Origin of the sequence: Rhodanobacter caeni (assembly GCF_039523575.1) — a bacterium.
Lineage (GTDB): Bacteria > Pseudomonadota > Gammaproteobacteria > Xanthomonadales > Rhodanobacteraceae > Rhodanobacter > Rhodanobacter caeni.
Window position 1 is genome coordinate 450,837 of record NZ_BAAAFO010000001.1, and the last position, 12,415, is coordinate 463,251.

At 65.9% G+C, this 12,415-nt stretch carries 11 protein-coding genes; 5 read left to right on the forward strand and 6 right to left on the reverse strand.

Translation table 11 applies throughout. The annotated features are described in order from the left end of the window. The first annotated feature begins 4 nt into the window (after positions 1-4). The 3 genes from ABD017_RS02155 (at position 5) to gyrA (ending at position 5,068) form a co-directional block, all read left to right on the forward strand. Positions 5-1,069 (forward strand): class III poly(R)-hydroxyalkanoic acid synthase subunit PhaC, encoded by a 1,065-nt coding sequence (locus ABD017_RS02155; RefSeq protein WP_343879665.1) that lies wholly within the window; start codon positions 5-7, stop codon positions 1,067-1,069. A 68-nt stretch (positions 1,070-1,137) separates the two neighbouring features. After that, positions 1,138-2,160, forward strand: a complete 1,023-nt coding sequence (gene mtnA / locus ABD017_RS02160) for an S-methyl-5-thioribose-1-phosphate isomerase (protein WP_343879667.1) — start codon at positions 1,138-1,140, stop codon at positions 2,158-2,160. Positions 2,161-2,437: 277 nt separating this feature from the next. Beyond that, positions 2,438-5,068, forward strand: coding sequence for a DNA gyrase subunit A (gene gyrA / locus ABD017_RS02165; RefSeq protein WP_343879669.1), 2,631 nt, complete (start codon positions 2,438-2,440; stop codon positions 5,066-5,068). 62 nt (positions 5,069-5,130) lie between these two features. Here the strand turns inward: gyrA and ABD017_RS02170 are convergent, their stop codons facing one another. Next, positions 5,131-5,628 (reverse strand): peroxiredoxin, encoded by a 498-nt coding sequence (locus ABD017_RS02170; protein ID WP_343879671.1) that lies wholly within the window; start codon positions 5,626-5,628, stop codon positions 5,131-5,133. Positions 5,629-5,792: 164 nt separating this feature from the next. On the opposite strand from ABD017_RS02170, the gene ABD017_RS02175 reads away from it, so the two are divergent. After that, positions 5,793-6,263, forward strand: coding sequence for an Hsp20/alpha crystallin family protein (locus ABD017_RS02175; protein ID WP_343879673.1), 471 nt, complete (start codon positions 5,793-5,795; stop codon positions 6,261-6,263). A gap of 96 nt (positions 6,264-6,359) precedes the next feature. After that, entirely contained in the window at positions 6,360-7,253 is an 894-nt protein-coding gene (locus tag ABD017_RS02180; protein WP_343879675.1) for a DnaJ C-terminal domain-containing protein, read from the forward strand. A gap of 71 nt (positions 7,254-7,324) precedes the next feature. On the opposite strand, the gene pilH is transcribed toward ABD017_RS02180, so the two are convergent. The 5 genes from pilH to odhB form a co-directional block, all read right to left on the reverse strand. Further along, positions 7,325-7,690 carry a twitching motility response regulator PilH gene (gene pilH, locus ABD017_RS02185; RefSeq protein WP_343879677.1) on the reverse strand — a complete coding sequence of 122 codons (366 nt, stop codon included), beginning with the start codon at positions 7,688-7,690 and terminating at the stop codon, positions 7,325-7,327. Positions 7,691-7,758: 68 nt separating this feature from the next. After that, the gene (locus ABD017_RS02190) at positions 7,759-8,757 is read right to left on the reverse strand and encodes a YhdH/YhfP family quinone oxidoreductase (RefSeq protein ID WP_343879679.1); all 999 of its coding nucleotides are present in this window, start codon (positions 8,755-8,757) and stop codon (positions 7,759-7,761) included. Between the two features lie 12 nt (positions 8,758-8,769). Continuing rightward, positions 8,770-9,366 carry an LOG family protein gene (locus ABD017_RS02195; RefSeq protein WP_343879681.1) on the reverse strand — a complete coding sequence of 199 codons (597 nt, stop codon included), beginning with the start codon at positions 9,364-9,366 and terminating at the stop codon, positions 8,770-8,772. 225 nt (positions 9,367-9,591) lie between these two features. After that, complete coding sequence (lpdA, locus tag ABD017_RS02200; protein WP_343879683.1) at positions 9,592-11,022, reverse strand: dihydrolipoyl dehydrogenase; 1,431 nt, start codon at positions 11,020-11,022, stop codon at positions 9,592-9,594. Between the two features lie 170 nt (positions 11,023-11,192). Next, positions 11,193-12,395 carry a 2-oxoglutarate dehydrogenase complex dihydrolipoyllysine-residue succinyltransferase gene (odhB, locus tag ABD017_RS02205; RefSeq protein ID WP_343879685.1) on the reverse strand — a complete coding sequence of 401 codons (1,203 nt, stop codon included), beginning with the start codon at positions 12,393-12,395 and terminating at the stop codon, positions 11,193-11,195. Positions 12,396-12,415 lie beyond the last annotated feature (20 nt).

Sequence of the window (12,415 nt, forward strand, 5' to 3'; positions counted from 1 at the left end):
CTCCATGTACACGCCACTGCGTATCGATCCGACTCGCGCACTTGCCGACATCAACACCTTCCAGCGCAAGCTGGCGGCAGGCATGGCCCATCTGCGCAACATGCGCGAGCCCGATTACGCCAATACCCCGCGCGAGCTGGTCTACAGCGAGGACAAGCTCAAGGTCTGGCATTTCACCGGCACCAGCCCGACCGCCAAGACACCGCTGTTGATCGTCTACGCCTTGGTCAACACCGTATGGATGACCGACCTGCAGGCCGACCGCTCGATGGTGCGCAACCTGCTGGAGCAGGGCGAGGACGTCTACCTGATCGACTGGGGCTATCCCGACGGCGCCGACCGCTGGCTGACGCTGGACGACTACATCAACGGCTATCTCGACCGATGCGTCGATGTCGTGCGCCAACGGCACGACCTCGATGTGATCAACCTGCTCGGCATCTGCCAGGGCGGCGCGTTCTCGCTGTGCTATGCCGCGCTGCACGGGGACAAGGTGAAGAACCTGATCACCATGGTCACCCCGGTGGATTTCCAGACCCCCGACAACATGCTCTCGCACTGGTGCCGCAATCTCGATGTGGATCTGTTCGTCGACACCATGGGCAACATCCCCGCGGCGCTGATGAACTACGTCTACCTCACGCTGAAGCCGGTGCGCTTGAACCAGCAGAAATACATCGGCATGGTCGACATCCTGGACGACCCGGTGGAGCTGGAAAACTTCCTGCGCATGGAGCGCTGGATCTTCGATTCGCCGGACCAGGCCGGCGAGGCGTTCCGGCAGTTCATCAAGGATTTCTACCAGGGCAACAAGCTCATCAAAGGCACGCTGGAGATCGGTGGGCAACGCGTGGATCTGGCCAACGTGACCCAGCCGGTGCTGAACATCTTCGCCGAGCAGGATCATCTGGTGCCACCGGATGCCTCACGCGCGCTGGGCGAACACGTGGGCAGCAGCGACTACACCCAACTGGCGTTCAAGGGCGGCCACATCGGCATCTACGTCTCCGGCCGCGCGCAACGTGAAGTGCCGCCGGCGATCCACCAATGGTTGCGCGCCCGGCAGTAACCGTCACATTGGCGCGCTGCTTTACTTGCGGCTCACCCCGCGGCGCAGCGCTCCCCTAGAATGGCGGGATGACCAACACATCATCGGCAACCCACGACACCATCCGCGCCGTGCAATGGCGCGGCGATCACCTGCGCCTGCTCGACCAGCGCCTGCTGCCCGCGGAGGAACACTGGATCGAATGCCGGGATACCGCGCAGGTCACCGCGGCGATCCGTGATCTTGCGGTGCGCGGTGCGCCGGCTATCGGCATCGCGGCGGCCTGGGGGGTGGCGATGGCGGCGCAGCAGCAGGCGCCGCTGGACGACGCCCTGGCGACACTGCGTGCCGCCCGTCCCACCGCAGTCAACTTGATGTGGGCGCTGGATCGCATGAAAAAGCGCATCGCCGCCGGTGCCGACGCGCAGGCGTTGCTGCGCGAGGCGCAGGCGATCCAGGACGAGGATCTGGCCGCCAACCGTCGCATGGGCGAGTTGGGCGCGGGCTTGATCGCGCAGGGTTCCGGCGTGTTGACCCATTGCAACACCGGTTCGCTGGCCACGGCCGGCTACGGCACGGCGCTGGGCGTGATCCGCGCCGGCGTGGCGGCCGAACGCATTGCGCGCGTCTACGCCGGCGAAACCCGCCCCTGGCTGCAGGGTGCGCGGCTCACCATGTGGGAGCTGATGCGCGACGGCATCCCCGCGCATCTCATCGCCGACTCCGCCGCATCGCACCTGATGAAATCCGGCGCGGTGCAGTGGGTGATCGTTGGCGCGGATCGGATCGCCGCCAACGGCGACGTCGCCAACAAGATCGGCACCTACCAGCTGGCGATCGCCGCGAAGTACCACGGCGTGAAGTTCATGGTGGTGGCGCCATCGTCGACAATTGACATGGCCACCGCCACGGGCGAGGAAATCGAGATCGAACTGCGCGATGCCACCGAGCTGCTCGGCAGCGCCGGCCGGCGCACGGTGGTCGAGGGCGCGCTGGCGTGGAACCCCGTATTCGACGTGACGCCGGCCGAACTGATCGATGCGATCGTCACCGAGCGCGGCGTGATCGAACGGCCGGGCACGCTCGCGATGCAGGCGATGTTCGGCAGCTGACGACGAACCGCGGAGCGCCTGGATGGCCATGATCGCGGCGCCGCCTCGCCGGCGCCGACGTCGCCTTCCAGTGCGATGGCAGCCTCATTTCCGGAAACTCATGGAGCACTTTCACGTGACGTCGATGCGTCGCTGTAAGTCATTGATAAAAAAGAACTAAATACTGTCTTTTTGGGGTCTTGCGTGGTACACTCCACGGGTTGATTTCGGGCCATCGGCGCATGCCGTTCCAGGCGCGTCGCCAGCGCCCTTTTTTCATTCCCAGGGAAGTCGATTGATGGCAGAACTCGCCAAAGAAGTCATACGCGTCAATATCGAAGACGAGATGCGCCAGAGTTACCTCGATTACGCCATGAGCGTCATCGTGGGGCGCGCCCTGCCGGATGTCCGTGATGGATTGAAGCCCGTACATCGCCGCGTGCTGTTCGCGATGAACGAACTGGGCAATGTGTGGAACAAGCCGTACAAGAAGTCGGCCCGCGTGGTCGGCGACGTCATCGGTAAATACCACCCGCATGGCGATCAGTCGGTCTACGACGCGATCGTGCGCATGGCCCAGCCGTTCTCGCTGCGCTACATGCTGGTCGACGGCCAGGGCAACTTCGGCTCGGTCGATGGCGACAACGCCGCGGCCATGCGATACACCGAGGTGCGCATGTCGCGCCTCACGCACGAATTGCTGGCGGACATCGACAAGGACACGGTCGATTTTGGCTTCAACTACGACGAGAGCGAACGCGAGCCGCTGGTGTTGCCCTCGCGCGTGCCGAACCTGCTGATCAACGGTTCGGCCGGTATCGCGGTCGGCATGGCCACCAACATCCCGCCGCACAACCTCAACGAGGTGATCGCCGCCACCATCGCGCTGATCGACGAACCTTCGCTGGGCATCGATGAGCTGATGCACTACATCCCCGGTCCGGACTTCCCGACCTGCGGCATCATCAACGGTTCGTCGGGGATCATCGAGGCCTATCGCACCGGTCGCGGCCGCATCCTGGTGCGCGCCAAGGCGGAGGTGGAAACCGAGGCCAACGGTCGCGAGACGATCGTCATCCACGAGCTGCCGTACCAGGTGAACAAGGCGCGGCTGATCGAGAAGATCGCCGAGCTGGTGAAGGAGAAGAAGCTCGAGGGCATCAGCGAGCTGCGCGACGAGTCCGACAAGGACGGCATGCGCGTGGTCATCGAGGTCCGCAAGGATGCGATGGCCGACGTGGTGCTCAACAACCTGTTCCAGCAGACGCAGTTGCAGGTCACTTTCGGCATCAACATGGTGGCCCTGCTGGATGGCCAGCCCAGGCTGCTGAACCTCAAGGACATCCTCGAGGCATTCATCCGCCATCGCCGCGAGGTGGTCACCCGGCGCACGATCTTCGACCTGCGCAAGGCGCGTGCGCGTGCGCATATCCTCGAGGGCCTTACCGTCGCACTGGCCAACATCGACGAGATGATCGAGCTGATCAAGACCTCGTCGTCGCCGGCCGAGGCGCGCGAGCGCATGGTGGCACGGCGCTGGGAACCGGGCCTGGTGCGCGCCCTGCTGTCGGCAAGCGGCGCCGAGGCCTCGCGGCCGGAGGAAATGGATCCGCGCGACGGCCTCAAGGACGATGGCTACCAGCTGTCCGAGGCGCAGGCGCTGGAGATCCTGGCGATGCGGCTGCACCGCCTCACCGGTCTGGAGCAGGAAAAGCTCTCCGACGAGTACCGGCAGATCTTGGAAACCATCCGCGGCCTGATCGAGATCCTGCAGAACCCCGCGCGCCTGCTGGAGGTGATCCGCGAGGAGCTGGAGGCCGTCAAGGCCGAGTTTGGCGACGCTCGCCGCACCGAGATCCAGCATTCGCAGGAAGATCTCAACGTGCTGGACCTGATTGCGCCGGAGGACATGGTGGTCACCTTGTCCCATACCGGCTACATCAAGCGCCAGCCGGCCAGCACCTACCGCTCGCAGCGGCGCGGCGGCAAGGGTCGCTCGGCCTCGGCCCTGAAGGATGAGGACGTCGTCGAGCAGCTGTGGGTGGTGAACACGCACGACACCTTGCTGACCTTCACCAGCACCGGCCGCGTGTACTGGCTGAACGTGTACCAGATTCCCGAGGCCAGCCCGGGCGCGCGCGGCAAGCCGATCGTGAACCTGCTGCCGCTGGGCGAGGACGAACGGGTGCAGGCGGTGCTGCCGATTCGCGACTACAGCGACGACCGCTACGTGTTCTTCGCCACCCGCCAGGGCACGGTCAAGAAAACGCCGCTCGGCGAATTCGCATTCCAGCTGCAGAAGGGCAAGCTGGCGATTCGCCTCAACGAGGACGATGCGCTGGTCAATGTGGAGCTCACCGACGGCAACAGCGACGTGCTGCTGTTCGCCTCCAACGGCAAGGTCAACCGCTTCGACGAGAACACCGTGCGCTCGATGGGCCGCACTGCCGCCGGCGTGCGCGGCATGAAGCTGGCCAAGGACGCCCATGTGGTCTCGCTGATCGTGGCGGCCGAGGGGGACATCCTCACCGCGACCGAGCGCGGTTACGGCAAGCGCACCCCGTTGGCGGAGTTCACCAAGAAGGGGCGCGGCACCCAGGGCGTGATCGGCATCCAGTGTTCCGAACGCAATGGCGCGCTGGTCGCCGCCACGCAGGTGACGGAGGCACATGAGCTGATGCTGATCTCCGATCAGGGCACGCTGGTACGCACCCGCGTGGCCGAAGTGTCGCAGCTGGGCCGCAACACCCAGGGCGTCACCCTGATCCGCCTGCCGGCCGAAGAGAAGCTGGTCAGCGTGATGCGGCTGGATGCGGAGGAGGATGCCGCCGACGAGGACACCGTCGATAACGGCGCCGCACCCATCGACGGCGGCGGCAGCGACGTGATCGACGGCAGCACGGAAGGCGACGATTCGACCGAAGGCTGAGCCCGGCATCACCAAAGCAAAGGCCCCGGCAATGCCGGGGCCTTTTGCATGCGGCGGGGTGCCTAGCCGGCCAGGCGCGATGCGTCGATCGCCGCCAGCATCGCTTCGGCGGTGGAGACGCGCAGCTCGCCCGGTGCCTCGACGTGAAGCAGTCGCACCACGCCGTCGTCCGCATACAGTGCAAAACGCCGCGAGCGCAGGCCCATGCCGAAGGCCGAGCCGTCGAACTCCAGCCCCAGCGCACGGGTGAAGACGGCGTTGCCGTCGGCGAGCATCATCAGGCCCGGCGGCGCCTGCAGCGATGCCGCCCATGCCTGCATGACGTGCGCGTCGTTCACCGACAGGCACATCAGGTCGATCCCGCGCGCCCTGAAATCGGCAGCGTGGCGGATGTAACCGGGCACGTGCAGGGTCGAACAGGTCGGGGTGAACGCGCCCGGCACGCCCACCAGCATGGCCTTGCGGCCGGCGAACAGCTCGCCCGTGTGGCGTGGCTGGACGTCGCCATCGATGACGCGGATCGCCACGTCGGGCAGCTTTTCGCCAGGCTGGATGGGCATATGCAGTATCCGCGGATCGGGGGAGTGTGATGCTACGGCATACGTCAGGTGAACGCGGTGGCGGGGCGGATGCCGCCGTGCGCGATTTGCCTTGAATCGCCCGCAGGCGTACCTATTTTCACTGCAGGCGGCGACGGGCCGCATCCATCTTGAGGAGACGTGCAATGAACCTGGGTCGTCATTCCATCTGGAACGCGAGCAATGCCCTGCCTGAGGAAATCCGTCAGGCCTTCGACCGCTTCCTGCAGCCGGCCGACAGCGATGCATCCAACGTGGTAACCAGCCAGTGGGCGCCGCGGGTGGACATTCGCGAGGACGAGCAGCGTTTTGTGATCCTGGCGGACATCCCCGGCGTGGATCCGGCGCAGATCGAAGTAAGCATGGAAAAAGGCATTCTCACCATCAAGGGCGAGCGCGACGCCGACCTCGGCGCGGCCGAGGGCAGCGATGCCGCCAAGGCCAAGTTCACCCGGGTCGAGCGGGCGCGCGGCGCATTCCATCGACGCTTTGCGCTGCCGGACAGTGCCGACGCCGAAGGCATCACCGCCAACGGCAAGTTCGGCGTGCTGGAGATCGTCATCCCGAAGAAGGCCTTGGCGACGCCGCGACGCATTACCATCAACACCGGCCACTGAGCCGGCCGGCCACTGGCCAACGGCCAGGGCGCGGTTGCATGAACACCCGCGGCGGCAGGCTTCCGCCGCGGGTTTTGCGTCAGTTGGGGAGCGGTAGTGGAATTCAAAGACTATTACGACATTCTGGGCGTAAAGCCCGATGCGACCGAGGCCGAGATCAAGGCGGCGTATCGGAAGCTGGCGCGCAAATACCACCCGGACAAGAACAAGGAAGCGGGCGCCGAGGAGAAGTTCAAGGCCGCCAATGAAGCGCAGGAGGTGCTGATGGACGCGGAGAAGCGCCGCTCCTACGACCAGTTGCGCGCTGGCGGCTATCGCGGCGGCGAGCAGTTCCGGCCACCGCCGGGCTGGCAGGGCCAGGGCCACGATTTCAACGATACCGGCGGCGATTTCAGCGATTTCTTCGAAAGCCTGTTCGGCCGGGGCGCCGCCGGTGCACGCGGCCAGCCGCGTCCGCGGCGCGGGCGCGATGTGCAGGCATCGGTACAGATCGACCTGCAGACCGCGTTCGACGGCGGCCGCACGCGGCTGGCCATGCAGGACCCGGCCGGTGGCGAGCGCGTGCTGGAGGTAAAGATTCCCGCCGGCATCCAGCCTGGCCAGGTCATCCGGCTGGCAGGGCAGGGCCAGACAGGCGTGGCGGGCGGTCCCAAGGGCGACCTGCTGCTGGAAATCGGCATACGCGACGATCCGCGCTTCCGTCTCGATGGCCGAAACGTGGTGCATGTGCTGCCGATCAGCCCGTGGGAAGCGGCACTGGGCGCCACCGTGCCGGTGCCGACGCTGGCCGGCACGGTGGATCTGCGCATACCGGCGGGCACCCAGTCGGGGCGCAAGCTGCGGCTGAAGGGACGCGGGTTGCCAGGCGCACCGGCGGGCGACCAGCTGGTGGAGCTGTCGATACGGGTGCCGCTGGCGGAGACCGGGGCGCAGACGGCGGCCTATGAGGACTTGCGCAAGCACTTCAAGGACTACGATCCGCGCAAGTGAGTTGCTTCACGGCGCATAAAAAAACGACACCGGCGGGTGTCGTTTTTTTTATGCGCGGGTCGGTTCCCGATTCAGTCCTGCAGCAAATCCTGCAGCGTCCTGGCCAGCTCGTCTTCCTTGATCGGCTTGGTCACGTAGGCCTTGGCGCCCTGGCGCATGCCCCAGACGCGATCGGTTTCCTGGTCCTTGGTGGTCACCAGCACGATCGGGATGTGCGAGGTGTCGGGATTCTTGCTGATGGTACGGGTGGCCTGGAAACCGTTGAGGTTGGGCATGACCACGTCCATCAGGATCAGGTCCGGCAACTGCTGCTTGGCCACTTCGACGCCGGCGGCTCCATCCTCGGCGGTAAGGGTTTCATGCCCGAGCTTTTCGACGATGCGCTTGATGCCCAGTAATTGCGACGGGGAATCGTCGACGATCAGGATGCGTGCCATAAGGTGATTGTCCCTGCGAGTTGCGTTAATTCTATGCTGCCGATGCGGCAGTTCCAAGCGCGCTGCGCTCAGCCACCGAGCGTGTTGTCCACCACGGTGCGTCCGAAAGCATTGCCCGCGAGCATGCGCGAGAAGGTCGCCGGCAGTTGTGCCAGGGCGATTTCATCGGTGGCGATGCGCTCGAGCTGGCGCGGTTTCCAGTCACTGGCAAGGTGCTGCCAGATGACGTCGCGGATGTCCCGCGCGGTGCCCGCGGAGGCAACGCCGAGCAGGCTGACGCCGCGGATGATGAACGGCATCACGGTGCTGTCGAACGCGATGCCGCCGGCGTTGCCGCACAGCGCCACGTTGCCGTAGGGGTGGATCAGGGGCAGCAGGCCGCTCAGCATGCTGCCGCCCACCGTATCCAGCGCGCCGCCGAAGCGCGCCGAGTCCATCGGCTTGCCGCTGAAATCCAGGTGGTGCCGATCGATGCAAGCGTGTGCGCCCAGCGCGCGCAGGGTGTCGAAATGGTCGGGCTTGCCGCTGATCGCGTGCACTTCGTAGCCGGCGCGGCTGAAGATGTCGATCGCCAGCTGGCCCACGCCACCGCTGGCGCCGCTGATCGCGATGGGCCCCAGCTCCGGTGTCTGCCGGTTGTCCTGCATCCGCAGCAGGGCCAGTGCCGCGGTGAAGCCGGCGGTGCCGATGATCATGCTTTCGCGCAGGCCGAGGCCTGCGGGGAGCGGGATCGTCCAGCGTGCATCGAGGCGTGCGTACTGTGCGAATCCGCCGTCGCGCGTCTCGGACAGGCCGCTGCCGGTGCACAGCACGGCGTCGCCTTCCTTGAACGCCGGATCGCTCGACGCGACCACGTGGCCGGCCACGTCGATGCCGCCGTTGAGCGGGTACTGGCGCAGGATGCGGCCCTTGCCGGTGCCGGCCAGCGCGTCCTTGTAGTTGACCGACGAGTACGCGGCCCTGATCAAGACTTCGCCCGGCGACAGCGCATCGGTGTCCATCGTTTCCAGGCCGGCCCGGTGGCCGGCGTCGTCGCGATGGATGCGGAAGGCTTGGAAGCGGGTCATGCGGGTTTCCCGTCAGGCGTCGACGCTCTGGTTGTCGATCCACTTGGGCAGGTAGGTGCCTTCATAGGTCTGCATCCAGTCGAACAGCGCCGCCATGTCGTCACCGAACCAGAGGCTTTCGAGCTGTTCGGGCCGCACGAAGCGTTCGCCGACCATGTGCTCCATCATCGCACGCAGGTCGCGGTAATAGCCGCGCACGTCCAGAAACGCGCAGGGGTAGCGGTGCAACCCCAACTGCGCCCAGGTCAGCATCTCGAACATTTCGTCCATCGTGCCGAAGCCGCCGGGCAGGGCCACGAAGGCGTCGGACAGTTCGTACATGCGGGTCTTGCGCTGGTGCATGGTGCCGACCACGACCAGCTCGGTCAGGTCGGGATGCGCGACTTCCAGGTCCACCAGCTGGCGCGGGATCACGCCAATCGCCTTGCCGCCGCCGGCGAGCACGGCATCCGCCACCGTGCCCATCAGGCCGACCTTGCCGCCGCCGTAGACCAGCGCGATGTCGCGCTCGGCCATTTCGGCACCGAATGCGCGCGCCATGTCGGCGTACTCGGGGTGCCTGCCGGAGCTGGAGCCGCAGTAGACGCAGAGGGCGGTGGGTTGGGGCATGGGGGCTGAGGAGTGAGTGGAGAGGAGTGAGAAGTGAGCGAGAGCGGTGCGCGGCGGTTGGAGCGATCGAGGACTGGATGAGCGATGGGGTGTGAAGCGAGGCAGCGTCGGGGCATTTGCCCTGCTTTCTCTCACGTCTCACTTCTCACTCCTCTCCACTCACTCCTCAAAAACGACAGCCCGCCCATGTCGCCACGAGCGGGCCGTGTTGACTTGCACGAGCGCTCAATTGCCCTTGTGGATGGCGCGCTTGTCGACCGACAAGGCCGCTTCGTGCACGGCCTCGGACAGAGTCGGATGGGCGTGGACGATGCGGGCAAGGTCTTCGGACGAGCCCTTGAATTCCATCGCCACCACGCACTCGGCGATCAGTTCGGACACGCCGGGGCCCACCATGTGCACGCCCAGGATGCGGTCGGTCTCGGCGTGGGCGATCATCTTCACCTGGCCGACGGCCTCGTTCATCGCGACGGCGCGGCCGATCGCGGCGAACGGGAAGCTGCCGACCTTGTAGGGCACGCCTTCGTCCTTGAGCTGCTTCTCGGTCTTGCCGGCCCAGGCGATTTCCGGCTCGGTGTAGATCACCCACGGGATGGTGTCGTAACTGACGTGGCCGGCCTTGCCGGCGATCCACTCGGCGACCGCCATGCCTTCCTCGAAACCCTTGTGCGCCAGCATCGGGCCGCGCACCGCATCACCCACGGCCCAGACGCCGTCCACGCCGGTGTGGCAATGCTCGTCGACGACGATGCGGCCGCGCTCGTCCAGCTTTACGCCGGTGTCGTCGGCCAGCAGGCCGGCGGTATAGGCGCGGCGGCCCACGGCGACCAGCAGCTTGTCGACCACGAGCTTCTGCTCGCCGTCCTTGTCGGTGTAGACCAGGTGCACGCCGTCCTTCTTCACCTCGGCCTTGCCGAGCTTGGCGTTGAGCTTGATGTCCAGGCCCTGCTTGGCGAACTCCCTGGCCGCCACCTTGGCGATGTCCGCGTCGGCGGCGGCGAGAAACTCCGGCAGCGCCTCGATCACGGTGACCTCGGCGCCCAGCCGGCGCCATACGCTGCCCAGCTCCAGGCCGATCACGCCGGCGCCGATCACGCCCAGGCGCTTGGGCACCGCGTCGAGCTCCAGCGCGCCGGCATTGTCGATGATGTGCTTGCCGTCGAACTTCGCGAACGGCAGTTCGATCGGTACCGAGCCGGACGCCAGGATCACGTTGGTGGCCGCGATGGTCTGCTTGCTGCCGTCGTTGCCGGTGATCTCGACCTGGTTGCCCTTCAGCAGCTTGCCGGTGCCAAAGTAGCTGGTGATCTTGTTGGCCTTGAACAGCTGGGCCACGCCACCGGTGAACTGCTTGACGATCTTTTCCTTGCGCCCGATGAAGGTCTTGAGGTCGACCTTGGCGTTCTCCACGCTGATGCCGTGCACCGGGAGATTGTGCGCGATGTTGTAGAACTGCTTGGAGGAATCGAGCAGCGCCTTCGACGGGATGCAGCCCACGTTGAGGCAGGTGCCGCCCAGCGCCTGCTTGCCGTCCTTGCCGACCCAGGCGTCGATGCAGGCCGTCTTCAGGCCGAGCTGCGCGGCGCGGATCGCGGCGTGATAACCGGCCGGGCCGCCGCCGATGACGATGACGTCGAATTGTTCTTGTTCGCTCATTTCATTCGCTCACGGGATTCGGGATTGGGGATTCGGGATTCGCAAAGGCAAAGCGCATGGCGCCGGGGCGAGTCTCGAATGTCATGCGGACCCGGGTGGGAGGGGATTCGAAAGCTGCGAGCGCGCGCTTTTACGAATCCCGGATCCCGAATCCCGAATCCCCGGCCTCGTCAGAGGCCCAGCAACATCCTTTGCGGATTCTCCAGCTGGTTCTTGATGTCGACCAGGAACAGCACCGCGTCCTTGCCGTCGATGATGCGGTGGTCGTAGCTGATGGCGATGTACATCATGGGGGCGGCGATGATCTGGCCGTTCTCGACGATGGCGCGTTCCTTGATCGTGTGCATGCCCAGGATGGCGCTTTGCGGCGGGTTGACGATCGGCGTGGACAGCAGCGAGCCGAAGGTGCCGCCGTTGGTGATGGTGAAGGTGCCGCCCTGCAGGTCGTCCAGGCTGAGCTTGTTGTCGCGCGCCTTCTTCGCGTAGTCGGCAATGCCTTTCTCGATGTCGGCGAAGCTCATGTCCTGCACGTCGCGCAGCACCGGCGTCACCAGGCCCTTGTCGGTGGACACCGCGATCGAGATGTCCTGGTAGCCGTGGTAGATCACGTCAGTGCCGTCGACCGACGCGTTGACGTACGGGTAGCGCTTCAGCGCCTCGGCGGCGGCCTTCACGAAGAAGCTCATGAAGCCGAGCTTGATGCCGTGCTCCTTCTGGAACGCCTCGCCCAGCGATTTGCGCATCTTCACCACTTCGCTCAGGTTCACCTCGTTGAACGAGGTGAGCATGGCGATGGAGTTCTTCGACTGCATCAGCCGCTCGGCGATGCGCTGGCGCATGCGGGTCATCGGCACGCGCTCTTCCGGACGCGAGCCGGGGGTGGGCTTCGCTGCCGGCGCGGCGGCAGCCGCGGCAGGGCGCGAGCTGGCGTTGACCACGTCTTCCTTGATGATGCGGCCATCGCGGCCGGTGCCGGCGATGGCGGAGGTGTCGACCTTGTTCTCGGTGGCGACGCGCTGCGCGGCGGGCGAAAGCTCGGCGGCAGCCTTCGACGCCGCCGGCGCGGGTGCCGCGGCGGCGGGCGCGGGAGCGGCGGCCGCCGGAGCAGCAGCCGGTGCCGGTGCGGCGGCTACGGCGCCTTCCTCGATGATCGCGATGACCTGCTCGCTGTTCACCGTGTCGCCGACCTGGTGGCGGATTTCCTTCAGCACGCCGTCGACCGGCGCGGGGACCTCCAGCACCACCTTGTCGGTTTCGAGGTCGACCAGGTTCTCGTCGCGCTTGACCGCGTCGCCGGCTTTCTTGTGCCAGCTGGCGATGGTGGCATCGGAGACGGACTCGGGCAGAACGGGGACTTTGAGTTCGATGGACATAAGAGGCTCTTGAGTTTGTG

Bases quoted from the DNA above. Each gene is read 5' to 3' on its own strand.
- gyrA (WP_343879669.1), top strand. From the start codon at position 2,438: ATGGCAGAACTCGCCAAAGAAGTCATACGCGTCAATATCGAAGACGAG.
- ABD017_RS02195 (WP_343879681.1), bottom strand. From the start codon at position 9,366: ATGCCCCAACCCACCGCCCTCTGCGTCTACTGCGGCTCCAGCTCCGGC.
- lpdA (WP_343879683.1), bottom strand. From the start codon at position 11,022: ATGAGCGAACAAGAACAATTCGACGTCATCGTCATCGGCGGCGGCCCG.
- ABD017_RS02155 (WP_343879665.1), top strand. From the start codon at position 5: ATGTACACGCCACTGCGTATCGATCCGACTCGCGCACTTGCCGACATC.
- pilH (WP_343879677.1), bottom strand. From the start codon at position 7,690: ATGGCACGCATCCTGATCGTCGACGATTCCCCGTCGCAATTACTGGGC.
- mtnA (WP_343879667.1), top strand. From the start codon at position 1,138: ATGACCAACACATCATCGGCAACCCACGACACCATCCGCGCCGTGCAA.
- ABD017_RS02170 (WP_343879671.1), bottom strand. From the start codon at position 5,628: ATGCCCATCCAGCCTGGCGAAAAGCTGCCCGACGTGGCGATCCGCGTC.
- ABD017_RS02175 (WP_343879673.1), top strand. From the start codon at position 5,793: ATGAACCTGGGTCGTCATTCCATCTGGAACGCGAGCAATGCCCTGCCT.
- odhB (WP_343879685.1), bottom strand. From the start codon at position 12,395: ATGTCCATCGAACTCAAAGTCCCCGTTCTGCCCGAGTCCGTCTCCGAT.
- ABD017_RS02190 (WP_343879679.1), bottom strand. From the start codon at position 8,757: ATGACCCGCTTCCAAGCCTTCCGCATCCATCGCGACGACGCCGGCCAC.